Here is a 17999-nt window from a genome sequence, read left to right as displayed (position 1 = left end):
CGGAGTCGTTGCGTAATGAAAGTTAGCCATAAGTCGAGTAGCTATTTGAAAAATGGCCTTTTTTCGCTTTAAATTTAATCAGCCATTATCGGAATTTGTATTTAGTAGATTTAAATCAATCACTTAGTATATTTTTAATTTAAATTAGCGTTACAACATTAGCCTATAGCTATTAGTCTAATAAGGCGTTTAGGGCTAACGTGTAAGAAAGGAGTTTAGAGTTTTACCTGAGCCGATACGTTACTAATCGAAGCATCAGAATTTAGAAACATCGGTTAAACGTAATTCAACATCACAAATCTAACTGTTGTGCATTACCGCCTTTTCGTAAAAAAGACGGCAATACTGCTTAGAAGCACATGTTTTATACCATTGTTTTTGAGATATTTACTATCACATCAAGTGCATTATCAAGCTGTTCATCTGTTACATAAGGTGCTGGCCCTAGACGTAATTGGTTTCCACGGTTATCGGTTTGAATTCCCTGCTCAGCTAGCTTTTTCACCCAAGTTGCAGCCTCAGGTGTCGTCAATGACAAAAATCCTGCATTATTATCAATGCCATGCTCTGGCAAAGTCAGTAAGTCTGGGGTTAGCGCCATACTTTCAATGCCTTGCCAAAGGCGTGTTATTTGCTGTTTATTAATGTCAGCAAGTCGTTCTGCACTTAATTCTTGCGCATTAAAAAAATCAAATACAGCCGCAGCGCGGTAATGACTTGTTGGGTCATATGTTGAACCGGCAAATGCACCTTGCCCTTTGCCATACCCGACTTTTCCAGGGGCTTGATCAAGGCTTTCAAATTCAGCAAACCAACCGGTAATAATTGGGCTACCATTATACCCTTTTGGAATGCGCATAAAGCAGTTCCCTTCACCGGCTTGACAATACTTATAACCACCACCAACAATAAACGCAGTTTCAAGTTGCCAGCTCGCTAAACTAAATGGAATGACATTAAGCGCGTGATACACATCCACTAAACACGGTATATTTAACGCGTTTGCAGCAACCGCAACGTCGCCAACTTGGTGGAAAATACGACTGGATGCAAAAAACACTGCAGAAACTAACACGGCATCTGTGTCTTTATCTAATGCGTTGATTAAACGCTCGGCCAAGGTGTCTTGTGGTTGAGTATCAATCACCTTAACGTCAATATTGACGTCTTTTAGACGATCTAACTGGCGACGCATTGAATGGAATTCACCATTAGTGGTGACGATTTTTATCGGTGTTTGTTTTTTATGCTTAAAACAGCTTAAGTCAGATAAAAAACGTAAAATCAATTCATGGGTGGATTGGCCTAGCGCAATTTCACCGTGTGATTCTCCGAGTAACGTACGATAAAAGTCACGCACTTTATCGGCCTTTTCAAACGCTGCGCCCCATTTATCGTCGATATGCTTTGCCGCATCGTTAAAACAATCAAGTAACCCTTGTTTTGCTGCATTAGGCCACGCTTGATGTGAATGACCAGACAAAAGAATACGATTGGTCACATCAAACTCAGAATAAAACCCTTGTAACTGGTGTGCAGTTGTCATCGTTTTTACTCCTGTTACAGTTTAGTTCTAAGTTCAAATAACTCAGGGAAAAAGCTAATATCCAACGCTTTTTTCAAAAACGCCACGCCTGATGATCCACCTGTACCCGACTTGTTCCCGATTATACGCTGTACTGTGTACATATGTTTAAAGCGCCATTGTTGGAAGCTGTCTTCAATATCTACTAGCTTTTCAGCAAGCTCGTAAAGCTCAAAATACTTGTCAGCATCTTTATATACTTCAAGCCATGCATTTAGTACTGACTCATTTTTTTCATACGGTTGACTTTTATCACGCTGCAAATGGCTTTCATCAATTACTAACCCTTGTTTGGCAAGAATGGATAAAGTGACATCGTATAAGCTCGGTGCATTGAGAATAGTAGATAATTCTGTGTGCACTTGCTCATCACTCTCATGTACTTTTAATAAGCTGTGATTTTTGTTGCCAAGTAAAAACTCAAGCTTGCGGTAACCATACGACTGGAAACCTGACGAGTGACCAAGGGCATCGCGAAACTTTAAATAATCAACCGGTGTTAATGTTGATAAAATATTCCACGATTGAGTTAACTGATTAAAAATTTGTTTTACGCGCGAAATAACTTTAAACGCATGGCCAAAATCACCATTGTTTAAATTGTCTATCGCGGCACTTAGTTCATGCCCTGCCAGCTTTAACCAAAGTTCACTCGATTGGTGAATCACAATAAACAGCATTTCATCATGCTGATCTGAGAGTGGCTTTTGCGCGGTAAGGATTTGTGACAACTGAAGGTAATCACCATACGACATGTCGTCTTTAAAGTCGGTGTGAATGTCTTTTTCTAGTTCACGAAAGTTATGATGTGGGCACGACATAGCTAAGCTCCAAAAATTATTATTATGCGTTATACGGCGCTATTTTATACATGTGTTTGATTACGCCTAACATATGCGATGATATATAACCCAAAAGCATATCTTAGAGACGCACGTAATTAAAACATGTTGAATAAAATATGCCAGTGTTTGCCTAATACCGCGCTATTAAAATGTGTACTTTTTGCTTAACACCTGTGTAAAGCGTAGCAAATTCGCGCCTTTATTAACTAATCCGACCTATTAAATGCCAATTTTACTAGACAAAACACCCTTAAAGGACTAATATTCAAAGCGCTTAAAACATAGATCAATCCCTATTACTGCGTTGTTCCTTCGTTACTCCTTTTTAAAAGTTGTACCAGATGCTAGATGCGATATTAGCTGAAATATAAATTAAGCCCGACGGTGATAATCACCAAAATATACACTTTTAAAAAAGGTTAAAAACATGTCTAACAAAGTAGATGGCGTTGTAAAATGGTTTGACGAGTCAAAAGGTTTTGGCTTTATTTCACAAAACGACGGCGGCAAAGACGTATTCGTACATTTCCGTGCAATCCAGTCAGAAGGTTTCAAAACTCTTGCTGAAGGTCAAGCGGTTTCTTTCGAAGTTGAAGACGGTCAAAAAGGTCTTCAAGCTGCGAACGTTGTAGTACTTTAATTAGTCACTACAAGAAAAAAGCGAGTTATTAACTCGCTTTTTTGTGCCTGTTTTTTGTATTCACTTAGCAGAATCCCGCCTATCCAATTCGTACTAGCCGTTATACCTAAACACATTAAATTAGTTGCTTTAGCAAAGCTCTGCCTAGTTTATAAAAAGCCTCACGTACGCATTTAAACATTAAGTTTAAACAAATACCTTTCAATCGGGTTCATCGCCGTAGTAATTAAGCGCTCGTTTATTAATTGCTAGCTAGTTTAATTTCGCTATAAAAGCCTATTATTGAACGCAAATAACTAAACAGAAATATCGTTAATCACCTGTTTTGCTAATGCTTTTAACTCATCTGGCTCTGGGTGTGTGTAACCATAAGTACGCAAGCCATAAATACTCATCACCAACGAACGTGCCCTGCACTTTGCATCACGCAAACCAACAATTTCACCCGCGAGAATGCCTTTTTCAATGATTGCTTCTAATCCTGCTTGCCAACGATGAAGTTGTTCTGTAACAAGCGTTTGCACGTCAGAATCTTGTTCCGCCAATTCATTAAGTGCTTTTTGCAATAAACACGACGCTGCAGGTTCGCAGCTTAAACATTGCTCAACAATATGGTTAAGATACGCACTTAATCCTGCTAATGGCGATGGCGCTTTTTCAAAGAAAGCGTTAAAAAATGCAGTGCTGTCTTGGTTATACTGACCAATTGCTGCAAGCAGTAAACCTTTTTTATTTTCAAAAGCGCAATAGATTGAACCTGGATGCAAACCCGTTGCGGCCTTTAGATCTTGCATGCTGGTTTTGTTGTATCCCTTATGCATAAACGCATTCATCGCAGATCGCAAAACCGTTTCGCGATCAAATTCAGCACTTCTCATAGCGGACCTCTTAATCAGTAGTTTGTCAATATAACTTAATTTGAATATTTGTTCAAAAAAGTACTTGAATGAACATTCAAATAAAGCTAACTTGAATAAGCATTCAAATTAACGAGACATAAACACATGGCTAAATCACTTTTTGATGAAGTTGCGTTAAACGCTGAAATCACATTACAAAACCGCATTTTAATGGCGCCATTAACACGCTGTATGGCTGATGAAAACCTCGTACCTACAGAGCAAATGGCAACATATTACGCAAAGCGCGCAAAGGCGGGCCTGATTATTTCAGAAGCGACTATTATTCGCGCCGACGGCCAAGGTTATCCAAATACACCGGGATTATTCACCGCGGAACAAATTCAAGGTTGGCAACGCGTTACAAAGGCAGTACATAACAACGGCGGCAAAATTTTTGCACAACTTTGGCACACAGGTCGTGTTGCTCACCCTCACTTTTTTAATGGCAACAATGTATTAGCGCCAAGTGCGTTAAAAGTTGAAGGTACTGTGCCACGGATGCGTGAACTTGAATATATTGAGCCGACCCCTGTTACCGTTGCGCAAATTGAGCAATTAGTAAAAGACTATGCGCAAGCGGCAAGCAATGCCATAGATGCAGGTTTCGATGGTGTTGAAATTCACGGAGCAAATGGTTATTTAATAGACCAATTTTTACATTACAACAGCAATCATCGTACTGATGAATTTGGTGGCTCGCCAGAAAACATGTCACGCTTTGCTCTGCTTGTGGTAGACGCTATTTCCGAGCGAATTGGCGCTAAACGTACAGCGCTTCGTATTTCACCAGGAGCTTATTTTAATCTTGAACCCCATTCAGACGACCGCGCAGTATTTGACTATTTGCTCGATTCACTTTCAGAGCGCGAACTTGCTTATTTACACATTGGTATTTTTGACGATGAACAACACTTCGAGTACCTAGGCGGTCGCGTATCTGACTATGTGCGCGAAAACTATCCGCATACATTAGTGGGTAACGGTGGGTTTAGTGCCCAATCGGGTGAGTTGGCAATTAATCAAGGGCGTTTTGACTTGCTTGCCATTGGTCGTCCATTTATTGCCAACCCAAATTACGTTGAACGCATAAAAAATGGTGAAGAGCTTACGCCATATAGCGAAGAGATGCTACAGGAGCTGGTTTAATTGACCTAACTAAAAAGGTGCTAACGTAGCGCCTTTTTTTATCTTTTTAAAAGCGTATGAAATTAAATAAGTACTTGTCGGGTCAAGTAAGTAACGTAATAACTAGGACCCAAAATATGAAACGTTTTTTACTTTGCCTTGTGCTTATTGTTCCATTTTTACTAAGTGCAAAGCCAATCGCTGAGTCGAGTGATGAGGTTACCCCTTTATTGAACGGACAGGTTATCCCTGACGTTGACGTTACTCAAATAAACGGTAAAACCACATCGCTAAAAGAGTATTTAAATGGCGATAAAGCGATTTTATTTTTCTATCGTGGAGGCTGGTGCCCGTTTTGTAATACCCAAATGGGGCAACTCAAAAAAATTGAGCCAGAACTAAAACAACTTGGCTTTAAACTCGTTGGCATTTCCACTGACGCACCGAAAGACCTAAGTAAAAGCGTTGAAACAATGTCACTGCAATACGATTTATTATCTGACTACAACAGCGAGATCAGCAAAGCCTTTGGTATTGCATTTTTTACTGACGCCAAAACAACTCAGCGCTATGTTAAACGCCTTAATTTAACCAACCCGCTAAAGCGTAACAAAGCCGGTGAACCTCGATTAGTATTACCTGTACCCGCTATTTACGTGATTGATGAGCAAGGGTTAGTGCAGTTTAATTACGTAAACCCTAATTTTAAAGTTAGGTTACATGAGGATGTTTTACTTAAAGTGGCTGAAGTTTATAAGTAAGCAACCAGCCTATTAATAGCTTCACAAAGCTAGATTCACGTTAAGCAATTTTAGTTAGCTAAATACTCAGATTTTGTACTTAATAAGTTATTAGGTTAAAAGGCAATTGTGTTTATCAATCGTAAGCTTATTAATATCCCCAAACATCTGAGTAAGTAAACATTACTTTTATGATGTAATTTGTTATCTCGAGTTTTGGTTAACTATACTTGTTGGCAAATTGAAATGACTTTCATCTTAAGGTTTATGAATGGCAACACGCCAAGCATCACCACAAGAACAGGTATCCGATTTGCCAATATTACCGACAATATTGGTCGAATTGTTGAGCATTCCGCTTGATGATAAAGATTACTTCAATAAAATTGAAAAACTCGCAGAGCGCGATCCGCCCCTTGCCCTCAAAATAATTCAACTAAGCAACACCGCCAAACAAGCCGCTATTAAACCCATTCGCAGTATTAAAGATGCGATTGTACGCATGGGCACAAAAGAAGTATTTAACTTAATAAACTTAGTGGCACTGACCAAGGTATTTGTACCCACCAGTCAATTTGAAAAACAATTGTGGCATCAATCGTTAATCTCAGCGGAATTGCTAAAAACAACCTATGAAGTACTGTTACGCAGCGTGATCACCGCTGATATGGCTTACTTAGTTGGTTTATTACACGATATAGACATCACATTAAACCACAAACTGTATGCCAAGTACTTTGAATCGCTTGACGATTTAACCTGGTATTTACCAAAGCCTTATGAAAAGCACCGTATTGCCTATTTACAGCGTCAACATGCGTTTAATGGCGCGAAAATTTGTAAAACATGGCATATCCCGAGCCCAATTCCCGAGATTATTTACTTCCATCACCACGATAACCTGCCCGATAAATTTAAACAGTTTATGCCTTTGTTAGAGACAATCCGCCGTCTGCAGTTTTGTGATTTAACGACCCAAGTTTATTGCAAGCATCAGGCACTTGAGCTTGATGTATTAAATGAGTTAATCGCGAGCAATGAAATTCTACTTAGTTGGCAAAACCAGCACGCTAACTTTGCGCAATTGCTAAACCAACTGCCAACTGCCATATCGCTTGCTGAAGAAAAGTACCGTTTACTTGCCATTTAACTGGCGTACCAAATTTAACGTTTGAAACTAACATAAGTTCAAGCGTTTACAGCTAAATATTTTGACCTACACTTTATAAAAATGGATCAGGCAGCCAAATATGAAATTAAAAACAGCCTTTATAAGCTCGCAAGTCGCTTTATTAGTCAGTTTTTTTGTGGTGCTCACGTGTGGCGCCATAATTTATCAAAACGTCACTAATCACTACCGAATTACGCAATTACTAACCGACTTTAAGCAGGTATTGTCTGACACCGTTAATTTACAACAAGAGTTCTCGCTTGATAAAGACGAGCAAATGATGGAATGGTCAAAAGAACAATTTGATGATTATTCACAGCTACATTTTGCGTTATTTAAACAAGTCGCAGACATCGAAATTGCAGCGCGACTGCTTACGCAAATTCAAGAAGCAATGCGCGAGTTTGAACAAAATCTCAATAAGCAAATCGCCATTCAAAAACAGCTTGGTTTTAATGAAGACCAAGGTATTCGAAGCAGCTTTAGAAAATCCATTCATGCAGTTCAAGCCGTTAGCCAGCAAATTGACGATAAAACCCTTGAGATAATGATATTAGAATTAAGGCGCCGAGAAAAAGACTACCTATTACGCTGGGATAAAAAGTACTTAGAACTGCATAAAAAAATGTCAGTACAAGCAAAGACTTACCTACAAACTCATAACAGCGAATTAAAAACCCAGTTAATTGATAATTTAAAAGACTATGATTACAACTTTACCCAATACACTGCCCTATTAAACACCATGGGGCAGTCGTCAACCCTAGGTGTTGCCGGTAAAAATAAAGTGCTGGCACAAGTTATTAATGAACGATTTACAAACCTATCTTTATTATTAAACGAGCGCGCAAAAGACGCCAGTAATCAAGTGTTGTTCATCACATTCAGCGTTACATTTGTATTTTTAGCATTCAGTTTACTAAGCTCATTTTTAATTAATCGGCGCATTGGATATGGCTTGTTTGAGTTAAACACATTTATCAGCTCGATTTGCCAATCTGATACCTTTTCAATGCGCAGTAATATACGCGGTGATGATGAAGTAACCGATCTGGCTAAAAATATTGATAACCTACTTGCCCATATTGAAGAGTTAATTAACCGCTTAAGTTTGGCGCAAAAGCGCTTAATTGAAGACGCGAAAATGGCAAGCCTTGGTACTATGGTAAAAGGCTTCGCCCATGAATTAAATACACCCCTTGGCATTGCTATTACCAGCGAGTCACATTTACGAGACCAAGTAGAGCAACTAAAGCACTCATTTAACCAAGGCACATTGCAAAAAAACACCCTTGAGCAAATGATCTTGGATGCGGAAAATTGTTTAAGTTTGATGGAGTCAAATTTAAACCGTTCAGCTAATTTAATTAACAACTTTAAGCAAGTTGCGTCGCATCAAGAATACGATGAATTAGTCGAATTTAATGTCGAAACCTTTTTAAATAACCTGTTTGATAGCCTAAAACACGAACTTGATAAATACGATGTTAACGTTAGTGTCGAAGCGACAAATGGACTGGTTATTAAAAGCTATTTAGGTGCGTTTAATCAGATATTTACAATTCTTATTGTTAACAGTTTACGTCACGGCTGTGAACCAAATAAAACCTTAAACATAAATATCGTGGCGAAAATGGTGGGGGCAACCCTGCATTTCCGTTACATGGATGACGGTGCAGGTGTAAAAGAATCATTGCTCGACAAAATTTTCGAACCCTTTGTGACAACAAAACGCGCAAAAGGCGGAACCGGTTTGGGGTTGAGTATTGTGTACAACTTGGTCACGCAACGCCTTAAAGGTGAAATCGAATTTCAGAGTATCGAAGGTGAAGGCGTATGTATTTACCTGCATTTTGATGAAGTTGATTACAATCTTAAGTTTGATGAGTAATAAGCGTGTTGATTTAGTTTTACAGCATGTATCGTGGTTACCATCTAGCGAAAATACATAAACGGTTACTATTTTCATTAAGCAATACGCTGCAGAAATAGACCGCAAAGGTCAACACGCTCTGTATTCTGTGTTAATGTAAACGCGTATAAAGTTAATTGAATTACATTATGGATCAAGTTGTTAGCCATTTCATAGGCTTGCTTAAAACAGGCAACATAAAAGAAATCACCTCGTTTTATTTAACGCAAACGCCTCAGAGTCAAGCACACATAATGCTGTTTTTAAACTTGCAGGCCAATAAAAGCGTAGAGTCGTTTGAGTATTTTCAACGTTTAAGCGTCACACTAAACGGCGAACGCCCGATGCCCACTCCGTTAGTATCGCAACTTAAAAATAACCAAGCGTTATCGTTTTTTACGCCGTTATTGCAGAAAATGGCAAACTTTTCACTGCAAGATACAATGAAGCGCAATGTCTTACATTACCTATTTGTTGCCCGCGGTGAACACACAAACGTTCCCTTTACTTATGTTCGCTCACTCCTACTATTCGAAAGTAATGTGTTTTTACCAAAAGCACTGAGCCAACGTGAATCTAATGGATTAACGCCGCTGGAGTGTTACCTGCATTTAAACATTCAAGGTACAGTGTTACCAAATCATGAACTCACTGCGTTTATTGCGCTGTGTGAAATAGAGCGTAGCCAAATCATTTTAAACAGCGACAACTTAAATGCTGCATTAAAGCGATTTAAAAAACAGCGTGCCGATTTTGACCTAACACCCGATTACATCGAACAAAAATGTTTATTGCTAGCCAGTTACTACGGTGCCTCAGAGCAGTACATTACTACTTCGCTTAACTAGCATACGCTCTCAACAATTTGTAATCAACGACACAACAAATAAAACAATAACAAAGGTTTACCGATACATGCTTTCATCACTAAAAACTAAGTTAATTACACCACTTTGCCTGAGCTTGCCGATTTTAACGCTTGCTACGTTTAATATAAACGCTGCCACAGCGTTTAACGCAACAAGCGCATGGCAAGAGGTTGAACACGTACTGACAAAGCAATACGCCTATTTTGATAGGTTAAACAATGCAAATACAGTATTGAACCAGTTTAAAAGTAAAGCGCTGAAGGCGAAAAACAAGGCTGAGTTTAATGACATTAGCCAGCAACTTATGCGTACCTTTTCCGACCCGCATTTAAACCTTGGTCCCTACGATAAAAATGATTTTAGTGTGTTTCCTACTGGCTCAGATATCCGTGCTATTTATCAAAACGACCAATTTATTGTGCAAGATATCAAAGCTGGTTCAGCTGCAGATAAAAGTACTCTCACATTAGGTTCAACAATTATCAAAATGGATAACCAGCCAATAAAGGCTCTTGTCGCCAGCTTATTTGGTCAAGGGTTTGAAACCTTATCACCACAACAAATTGAGTACGGGGTAAATGTTGTACTTGGCGGCCTTCGTAAACAAACGCGAGCGATTACCTTTACAAATAACAAAGGGACTCAAAAAACCATTACACTTGCCGCCAGTTATGATGCGATTAATGCACTCAACGATGGTCCGACATTAAGCTACCGTAATTTAGATGGTCTCGGCTATATCCGCTTTAATAATTCCCTTGGTAACAACCAAACGGCGGCCTCCTTTAAAAAAGCGATTAACGCACTTAAGCACACACGCGCACTGATTATTGATTTGCGTAATACACCAAGTGGCGGCAATACAGGTGTTGCAGAACCCATTCTGGGTCACTTTGTTATCGAAAAGACACCGTATCAAACCTACCGCACACAAACGCCTAACATGGCGTATCAAAACGCACCAATGCAAACCGCGTTTGTTACGCCAACTAAACCGCACTATGCAAAGCCGTTTATTGTGCTTGCTGGTCGTTGGACCGGCAGTATGGGTGAAGGTATGACTATTGGACTTGACGCCCTTGGTGCACAAACCGTGATTGGCGCACCCATGGCCGATTTACTCGGTGGCATTAAAACAGTGACTTTAGAACAAAGTGATGCGTGGCTAGAAATGGCATTTGAGCGTTTATACCATGTAAATGGCACCTTTAGAGAAGATTTTGAGCCACATATATTAGTTATCCCAACAGATAGAGATAGTCAAGGTGGTGATCCTGCCCTAAATAAAGCCATTGACTACTTACAACACTCTACCAGTATGTAACTCGTTGCATATAAATAAAAAAGCCTGCATACATTGCAGGCTTTGTTATTAAACCAACGGGAAATTTATGATTGATTAACGCTTAAAATCTAACGTTAATGTTGGCAGAAACACTTCTACCCGGCTCTGAGTAACGTTTAATGCCGTCGTTAGCAACACCGCCTCTAAAACCGCCTGAACCTTCTGACACAAAACGAATGCGCTGCCAGTTGTAGTACTCTTCATCGAATAAGTTACGTGCCGCGATATTAATCACCATGTTATCTGTGATATCGAAATTAGCGATTAAATCAACTACGGTCGATGTATCACTTAGGAAATCAGTCGCTTGAACCTGCTCACCTTGTGCATTTGTGGTGTATGCATCGCTTGCCTTTTTCTCAGCTTGGTGACGAACTTGCGCCATAACACGCCATAGTGACTTTGAATCATAACCAACACTGACAACTGCCGAGTCTGGCGAAACAGTTAACATTGGGTCGCCATTGTCATATTCACCTTCAGAATAGGTGTAAGCAGCGCGCAACTCTAAACCATTGTTAAAACGATAAAGCGCATCTAACTCAACACCTTGAACACTTGCTTCACCGATGTTTTCAGGTCGCTGGTAGTCATCTGTCGTGACTTCCATTTGCTTGTAACAACCACATGAAGGGTCATACACGCGCTTTGTTGTTGGTGTCGCTAAATCGCGGGTATAAGTAACATTATCAATAAAATCCGTGTACTCACTGTCAAATACCGACACACGCACTCGGCCGTTATCATTTTGCCACTGATAACCGAGTTCCATATTAAATGCCGATTCAGGTTTTAAATCATAGTTTGGTACAAGTTGCCAATCGTCAACCGTTGCACCGCGTGAGCCATAATAAACTTGCTCAACAGATGGCGCTCTAAAGCCTGTACCAAGGTCAACAATCACTGAGTGATTTGGTGTTATTTCGTAGTTTGCTGAAAGCTGCCACGTAAAAGCATTCATATCAACGTCTTTAACAAGGCCTTGATCATTGGTGAAATACTGGTCGAACTCTGGCTGATAGCTGTAATCGTCATATCGCAATCCCGCAGATAACGTTAACGCGTCTGTTACAGTCACGCTATCACGTAAATACACATTCCAAATTGCAACGTCTGTTTGTGGAATAAAATTAGCATCTTTTATTGGATAATGAGTTGTTCCATCAGCAAGAGGGCGTCTTAATTGTTGATAACCAGAATCAGTTGTCAGCCCATTGTAACGGTGATCCCACATATTATTTTCAAGTTCACGCGTTTCAAAGCTTGTACCGTAAACGATATCGTGGCGCATTTGTCCGGTAACAAGTTGCTTTGAAAAATCAAATGCAAGGGTCGAAGTCTGTTGTGTAAGTTCACGCTGCTCTTGACGTAAATACGCTTCTCCTAGCGCTAAGCATTGGTAACTCGGTGAGTATTCAAGACACGCCGCGTAGTGCATATTAGTTACACCAGAGGTGAAAATATCTTGATAATCAAAACGTACCTCCAGCTCATCGAATGCTACGGTATCTAACGTTAAGTAATAAAATACACCGTAACGGGCGCGATTTTGTTCATCATCAGAAAAACGACGTTGAATACTGCTTGAAACGCGCGATAGGTTTTCTACTTGCGACAGGTTATCGTCATTTTCAACAACAAAGCCTAGTTCATGAACGTCGTTAAATTGATACTGGGTTTTAAATAACAGTGCGTCGCTGTTAAAGTCGAGTGGATCTGGTTTTTCTCGCGATGCACCCGTTGTATCTGGGTTTCCAGAGTGGTTACTTGATTCACTGCCCTGGCGTTTTGTGTACATTAGTAGTGTTTCTAGCCCACCAAACTTGTTAGCCACTGCAATTGTGCCTTGCGCTTGTTCATCACGCTCATCATAACCAAACTTGAAATAACCACGGGTTTGATTTTCATCGCTGTCAAGTAAATCTGAGGCACTCATGGTGGTAAACATCACTGCACCACCAAGCGAACCTGAACCACTACTCACTGAGTTTGCACCTTTAACAATTTGAATAGCCTTCATATGCTCAATTTCAGTCGAGTTACGACTCGCTCGAAAATACTCATAAGGCGCAAATGAAGGGGGATCTAATGTTTCACCTTGAGTTAAGCCATCAACCGTGATCGCAATACGATCGCCTTCCATACCGCGAATATTAAAACCGTTATTACCAAAACGGCCCATGCTTGCAACGTCTACACCTGGAATGTAGTCAGCGACATCATTAATATCTTGCATTAGGTTTGACGAAACTGACACGCTGTCGAGTTCCGTTTGTGACTTAGATTCAACGCGCTTGTTGGCAGATAATTTTGTTTTTTCTAGTGTTGTGACCTGCGTATTTGCCAAGGCATATGGGCTTACGCCCGCGATTGAAACAACTGATGCAAATGAAATTGCGGTGCTTAGCTTAGATAGAGTAAAGCGCAAAAGAGTATCCTCACATTTAAAATTCATAGTCATCGCACTCAGGTCGTAATGATAATGATTCGCGTTTTTAATGCAAGGTAAATTATACTTTTTTTCGCAATACAGTTAACTGCGCTAAATCCACTACAGGAAAACAAATAAATGATTGATATATTAAAAATAATATAAATTTTATTGGTGATTTTTCGTCAAAACCAAGTTTGCACATTGAACTTAATTATCGTGAGCAAAACAGCATATAAGTAAAGCGCGTATTTTGAGAAAGTAAGCGGCAAATCCGTATGCCGTTTTTATGTAATTTACGCTAGAGCGTGTTGATCTGTATTGCCTATTTCTTCCATTCTTGAGTTTTACGGCGTAATCGTCAGGCTAAGTTGCCCTATTTCCCCTTTGCCATCTTTAGTTATGGTGGCTTGTTTCGTGAGATTAAATGGCAACTTTTGATAACTGGTATCACCATGCTCTCGGCTAACTTCAATATGCAATATCAATTCATTTTCGGTGACAATTTGGCCAAAATCGTCCTCGCCAAACCAACTAATACTGTGTTGCCCCGGCTTTCGCGTTGCATGGGCAAGATGTGGAAAAACACTATTTTCCTTGCGCCCTACTTTTCGCCACCAACGCCTGCTTTGCTGCCACCACCTTTCACTATCACCAAGAATAGCCATTTGTTTTATTGGATTCCCTTTGGTATCTGATAGCCATATCGCAACATAAGGTTTACGGTAATCAGCAATATCAAATTCAGGTATCGTGTAATCAAATGTCAGCTTTGCCTTGTGTTTTGATACATCGCGTTGTTGCCATGTTTTTGAATAAACAACGCGCCCGTCAGGCAAAAATAATACGCCTGCTACGTCATGCTTATTAAGCCAATCAATGGCATTTACACCATTCATTGTGGTTAACGCGGTTGCAATGGCATCGGCATTTGCAGTTGTTTTTGCAATTACCGCAGCACCGATAGGCTTTGTAATTGGCCAGCCATCGCGGGGGGCAAAAATATGGCTAAACATATTGTGCTTAATTTGAAAATGACGAAACGCAAGGCCACTTGCTGCATATGCGTGATTTTCCAAATTAGTTAACATCACCTGCGTTGCGCTCTTAACATTTGGGTTTGTAAATGCGATTGGCCACGCGCCGTAATGACGACCATCGCCACCAATATCAATTTTAAAGCGGCTTTCACTATAACGGGCAACAAGTAAGTCATACACTTTATCTATGATAAACCCTTTCGCGATACCATTAACATCAAGCGTTAGTTCCTCATCAAGGGTGATGTGTGACCCATTAATTAAGATTGTTTTATCGCGTAACGAACGGGCCTCGCGTCTTACCTCAATGCGCGATGGCATAGTTTTCGTTTGTTCAGCCTGTTGCCAAATTGGTAAAACACTGCCTAGACGACAACTAAAGTGGTTAGCAGTATTTACTTGCCATTGCTGGCATAACTTGAGTACGTCGATAAGCTCAACAGGTGCATCTTTTAGTTGTTTCTTACGATTTAAAATCGAAAGGGAACTACTTTTGTTATAGCGCGATAAAATCGTGTCCAAGCGTGTTAACTCTTGTTTAACTAGCTCAAACGCTTGGTCTTGCTCAGTCGCTGATACATTCTCTATAGTAAACTGAACAGATGTGCCTAAATAGGCCGTTGTGGCGTACTGTTTTGCCACTGCGTTAAATCCGCACACAAGTGCTGCGATTAAAACCACAAAACGCATCATTTACCTTTTTTAAAATTAAAGGGGGATTACTCCCCCTGAATGTTTGGAATTTTTGACCCGCAACCGTTACAGTTTACTGTCTTGTTTTTTGGCATCGCGGTTAGCAACTTGCGTGTTAGCCTTTTCATCAAACTCAACTTTGCCGTCTTTGTTTTTGTCATAACGTACAAAACTGCGCACACCTGACAATTGAAACTCCTCAAATGTCATACCATTGCTGTCTACATCAAGGATTGCAAAGCGTTTATCGGTACGTGCTACGCGTTTTTCACGGGCTTTTGCAATTTGCGTATCAAGTCTGTTTTCAAACTCTGCTAAATATTCGTCAAACACCAGTTGGCCGTCACCGTTTTCATCTGTTCTTGCGAACATTTCTTCACGTACTGCCATGTACTCTTGCCAAGACACACTGCCATTGCCGTTGGCGTCGTAAATCGCAACCATGCCCTTTTTATTATGCGTAGTTGGCATTTTTACAACACGTTTCGCACTGGCTATTTTGCGCTCGCGTTGTTGTTTTTTAATTTCTTCTTCGCTTTTTTGCTTAGTTTTTTTTCGCGGTTTATATTCAGGTTTCGGATCTTCATCGGTGATCATGCCGTTTTTATCCGTATCAAAAAAATCAAAACCGCGCTTTGCAACATCCATGTATTCGTCTTTCGACATTATGTCGTCGTCGTTTTTATCCATTGCGTTAAAGCGCATTTTTGTTTGCTTAACGCTTTGCTTACGCTCTTGTGCGATTTTTTGATCGAGACGATTTTCGTATTCGTTACGGTATTCATCTAAGTTCACTAGGCCGTCTTTATTTTCATCGGCAAGGTCAAAGCGTGTTTTTCGTGCTTTAAAAAACTCTTCAATCGTTACTTGTTGGTTGTTATCTGTATCCCAAGTATCAATCCAGCTATAGCTAAAATGGGATTTTTCTGCTGCTGCAACTGAAAAACTGTTAATTGCTGCAACCACAGCAATGGCCGATAAGGTTTTAATTGGACCTTTCATTTTCAACCTCTTTTATAATTGAGAAAGTGTTTGGGATAATGCGTTATGATTGTTTTTTAAGCGCGCAATTAATGGCGCTTTGTTAAATCGACTAAAATCATCAATATGCCAAGTGTTGGGCAATGGCGTTTTCTTAACTTTGTCGACTAATAAGTAATTTAGGCCTAGGGCTTGTGCGTCCTGCTGGGTCGCTAAATCTGTCGTAAAGCCATTAACAAACGGTGCCTGTTTCGCATTTGCCACCATAAATGCAACGTCATGCTTAATTAACAGCTCATTACTTGCGCGATTAATGCTGCGAATTTGCGAAGATAGCGCTTGTTGATTTGCATTAAACATTGCAGAGAATTGCGGCCAAAGGCTCACTAAATCACGCTTCAAAATGCCTAACATAAGCAGTAAGTTGTTATTATTAAGCCAAAAATATTCTTGTTGGTTTAATAACACGACTTTCTCGCCCTTTGGCAACAGGGCCTCAGCAATGTCGATTTCAACAACACGAATATTGCTTTGGCGCACACTGGCATATAAATCAAATTGTGGCTTTACTGAGCGCATTGATACATACGCATCAAACTGGTCAAATTTGCGCGTTTTGTTTTTCTCAATCCAGCTTGGGATGCGACTTACAGGTAAACGCTTCGGGGGTAAATAAGTCACTTGAATAGGCGTATTTTCAACCATTGCAGTCACTAAGCTATGGCTTATTGGACTCACAGTGACAATTTTCAAACGCTTATTTTCGCTTGCCTCTGATGCACCTACAGCCAAAGGCATTATGGTTAATAACATCGCTAACATAAGATTACGCACGGGTGCTTACTCCTTTTACGCTGTGCACGCTAATGGCAAACACAAACCAACAACAGGCGGTTAAAATAATTGCAGGCCCAGTTGTCACGGCCCATTGCATATACATTGGCAGCAATACACCAATTAATGCGCTGGTTGTTGCAATCATTACTGACCATAGCAACATGCTGCGTAAGTTATGGGCTAATAATCGCGCACTTGCCGCAGGAATAAGCAACAGTGCACCAACTAAAATTGCACCGATAATTTTCACGGCAGCGACTGTCATCAGGGCAATAAGCACAACAAAGCCATAATCATGCAACTTAGTGTTAATGCGCTGGCTCTTTGCAATTTCAGGCGCAATTGCGGTTAAGAATGCTTGATTTGAAAAACGCCATGCAAGCACCGCGATAATGACAAACATCACTACTAAAATGAGTAAGTCTTGTTCATTTGCTGTCAGTACCGAGCCAAATAACACTTGCTCTACTAAATGGGCGTTTACTTGTTGCGCAACCAACATTAAAAGCGCCGCCCCCATTGCCAAAGCAAACGCCAGAAAGACGCCAATTAATGCGTCATAAGGTACGGTCGTGCGCCCTCGCACCCACTGCAACGACAAGGCAAACAATAATGAAAACGCAAATAAACTGATCCAAGGTGCGGTAATGGGTTCGCCAAGTAGAATACCGATGGATACGCCTGTGAGTGCTGAGTGACCAACTGCTTCTGATAAAAAGGCTAAGCGTTTCACCACTACTAAAGTGCCTAATGCTCCCAACAAAGGGCCAATTAGCAAAGACGCTAAAAAGGCATTAACCAAAAAACCGTAGCTGAACATTTCTGGCAACAGACCAATATTCACTAGATTTGAAAAGAATGTATGTACTAGGTCCAACATAAT

General features: G+C 40.2%; 15 protein-coding genes. 7 read left to right on the top strand and 8 right to left on the bottom strand.

What is annotated here, in order from left to right:
* Nucleotides 1-364 precede the first annotated feature (364 nt).
* Nucleotides 365-1546 (bottom strand): kynureninase, encoded by a 1182-nt coding sequence (locus tag AC2IOM_RS14420; protein ID WP_486360169.1) that lies wholly within the window; start codon nucleotides 1544-1546, stop codon nucleotides 365-367.
* Nucleotides 1547-1560: 14 nt separating this feature from the next.
* On the bottom strand, nucleotides 1561-2406 hold the full coding sequence (gene kynA / locus AC2IOM_RS14415; protein WP_486360168.1) for a tryptophan 2,3-dioxygenase: 846 nt from the start codon (nucleotides 2404-2406) through the stop codon (nucleotides 1561-1563).
* Between the two features lie 451 nt (nucleotides 2407-2857).
* On the opposite strand from kynA, the gene cspE reads away from it, so the two are divergent.
* Nucleotides 2858-3070 carry a transcription antiterminator/RNA stability regulator CspE gene (gene cspE, locus AC2IOM_RS14410; RefSeq protein WP_054979221.1) on the top strand — a complete coding sequence of 71 codons (213 nt, stop codon included), beginning with the start codon at nucleotides 2858-2860 and terminating at the stop codon, nucleotides 3068-3070.
* Nucleotides 3071-3366: 296 nt separating this feature from the next.
* Here the strand turns inward: cspE and AC2IOM_RS14405 are convergent, their stop codons facing one another.
* On the bottom strand, nucleotides 3367-3948 hold the full coding sequence (locus AC2IOM_RS14405) for a TetR/AcrR family transcriptional regulator (protein WP_486360167.1): 582 nt from the start codon (nucleotides 3946-3948) through the stop codon (nucleotides 3367-3369).
* A gap of 126 nt (nucleotides 3949-4074) precedes the next feature.
* On the opposite strand from AC2IOM_RS14405, the gene AC2IOM_RS14400 reads away from it, so the two are divergent.
* The 6 genes from AC2IOM_RS14400 (at nucleotide 4075) to AC2IOM_RS14375 (ending at nucleotide 11113) form a co-directional block, all read left to right on the top strand.
* Nucleotides 4075-5118, top strand: a complete 1044-nt coding sequence (locus AC2IOM_RS14400) for an alkene reductase (protein WP_486360166.1) — start codon at nucleotides 4075-4077, stop codon at nucleotides 5116-5118.
* 116 nt (nucleotides 5119-5234) lie between these two features.
* Nucleotides 5235-5858, top strand: coding sequence for a peroxiredoxin-like family protein (locus AC2IOM_RS14395; protein WP_486360165.1), 624 nt, complete (start codon nucleotides 5235-5237; stop codon nucleotides 5856-5858).
* A gap of 250 nt (nucleotides 5859-6108) precedes the next feature.
* The gene (locus tag AC2IOM_RS14390) at nucleotides 6109-6987 is read left to right on the top strand and encodes an HDOD domain-containing protein (RefSeq protein ID WP_486360164.1); all 879 of its coding nucleotides are present in this window, start codon (nucleotides 6109-6111) and stop codon (nucleotides 6985-6987) included.
* A gap of 100 nt (nucleotides 6988-7087) precedes the next feature.
* The gene (locus AC2IOM_RS14385; RefSeq protein WP_486360163.1) at nucleotides 7088-8899 is read left to right on the top strand and encodes a sensor histidine kinase; all 1812 of its coding nucleotides are present in this window, start codon (nucleotides 7088-7090) and stop codon (nucleotides 8897-8899) included.
* Between the two features lie 170 nt (nucleotides 8900-9069).
* Nucleotides 9070-9768 (top strand): hypothetical protein, encoded by a 699-nt coding sequence (locus AC2IOM_RS14380; RefSeq protein WP_486360162.1) that lies wholly within the window; start codon nucleotides 9070-9072, stop codon nucleotides 9766-9768.
* Nucleotides 9769-9835: 67 nt separating this feature from the next.
* On the top strand, nucleotides 9836-11113 hold the full coding sequence (locus AC2IOM_RS14375; RefSeq protein WP_486360161.1) for a S41 family peptidase: 1278 nt from the start codon (nucleotides 9836-9838) through the stop codon (nucleotides 11111-11113).
* Between the two features lie 82 nt (nucleotides 11114-11195).
* Here AC2IOM_RS14375 and AC2IOM_RS14370 read toward each other — a convergent pair whose 3' ends face one another.
* The 5 genes from AC2IOM_RS14370 to AC2IOM_RS14350 all read right to left on the bottom strand — a co-directional run bounded on the left by AC2IOM_RS14370 (nucleotide 11196) and on the right by AC2IOM_RS14350 (nucleotide 17996).
* Nucleotides 11196-13562, bottom strand: a complete 2367-nt coding sequence (locus tag AC2IOM_RS14370) for a TonB-dependent hemoglobin/transferrin/lactoferrin family receptor (protein WP_486360160.1) — start codon at nucleotides 13560-13562, stop codon at nucleotides 11196-11198.
* A gap of 350 nt (nucleotides 13563-13912) precedes the next feature.
* Entirely contained in the window at nucleotides 13913-15298 is a 1386-nt protein-coding gene (locus tag AC2IOM_RS14365) for a DUF2271 domain-containing protein (protein ID WP_486360159.1), read from the bottom strand.
* A 66-nt stretch (nucleotides 15299-15364) separates the two neighbouring features.
* On the bottom strand, nucleotides 15365-16300 hold the full coding sequence (locus AC2IOM_RS14360) for an EF-hand domain-containing protein (protein ID WP_486360158.1): 936 nt from the start codon (nucleotides 16298-16300) through the stop codon (nucleotides 15365-15367).
* A gap of 12 nt (nucleotides 16301-16312) precedes the next feature.
* Nucleotides 16313-17113 carry a hypothetical protein gene (locus AC2IOM_RS14355; protein WP_486360157.1) on the bottom strand — a complete coding sequence of 267 codons (801 nt, stop codon included), beginning with the start codon at nucleotides 17111-17113 and terminating at the stop codon, nucleotides 16313-16315.
* The gene (locus AC2IOM_RS14350; protein WP_010559294.1) at nucleotides 17106-17996 is read right to left on the bottom strand and encodes a metal ABC transporter permease; all 891 of its coding nucleotides are present in this window, start codon (nucleotides 17994-17996) and stop codon (nucleotides 17106-17108) included. The genes AC2IOM_RS14355 and AC2IOM_RS14350 overlap by 8 nt, the downstream gene beginning before the upstream one ends.
* Nucleotides 17997-17999: the final 3 nt, after the last annotated feature.

The sequence above is a fragment of the Pseudoalteromonas sp. NS-SX12 genome (assembly GCF_057367955.1).
The sequence above is the reverse complement of the archived record's forward strand: the minus strand, read 5'-3'. Positions and strand labels throughout refer to the sequence as shown.

Bases quoted from the DNA above. Each gene is read 5' to 3' on its own strand.
- AC2IOM_RS14420 (WP_486360169.1), bottom strand. From the start codon at position 1,546: ATGACAACTGCACACCAGTTACAAGGGTTTTATTCTGAGTTTGATGTG.
- AC2IOM_RS14360 (WP_486360158.1), bottom strand. From the start codon at position 16,300: ATGAAAGGTCCAATTAAAACCTTATCGGCCATTGCTGTGGTTGCAGCA.
- AC2IOM_RS14365 (WP_486360159.1), bottom strand. From the start codon at position 15,298: ATGATGCGTTTTGTGGTTTTAATCGCAGCACTTGTGTGCGGATTTAAC.
- AC2IOM_RS14375 (WP_486360161.1), top strand. From the start codon at position 9,836: ATGCTTTCATCACTAAAAACTAAGTTAATTACACCACTTTGCCTGAGC.
- AC2IOM_RS14405 (WP_486360167.1), bottom strand. From the start codon at position 3,948: ATGAGAAGTGCTGAATTTGATCGCGAAACGGTTTTGCGATCTGCGATG.
- kynA (WP_486360168.1), bottom strand. From the start codon at position 2,406: ATGTCGTGCCCACATCATAACTTTCGTGAACTAGAAAAAGACATTCAC.
- AC2IOM_RS14385 (WP_486360163.1), top strand. From the start codon at position 7,088: ATGAAATTAAAAACAGCCTTTATAAGCTCGCAAGTCGCTTTATTAGTC.
- AC2IOM_RS14395 (WP_486360165.1), top strand. From the start codon at position 5,235: ATGAAACGTTTTTTACTTTGCCTTGTGCTTATTGTTCCATTTTTACTA.
- AC2IOM_RS14390 (WP_486360164.1), top strand. From the start codon at position 6,109: ATGGCAACACGCCAAGCATCACCACAAGAACAGGTATCCGATTTGCCA.
- AC2IOM_RS14350 (WP_010559294.1), bottom strand. From the start codon at position 17,996: ATGTTGGACCTAGTACATACATTCTTTTCAAATCTAGTGAATATTGGT.
- cspE (WP_054979221.1), top strand. From the start codon at position 2,858: ATGTCTAACAAAGTAGATGGCGTTGTAAAATGGTTTGACGAGTCAAAA.
- AC2IOM_RS14400 (WP_486360166.1), top strand. From the start codon at position 4,075: ATGGCTAAATCACTTTTTGATGAAGTTGCGTTAAACGCTGAAATCACA.
- AC2IOM_RS14380 (WP_486360162.1), top strand. From the start codon at position 9,070: ATGGATCAAGTTGTTAGCCATTTCATAGGCTTGCTTAAAACAGGCAAC.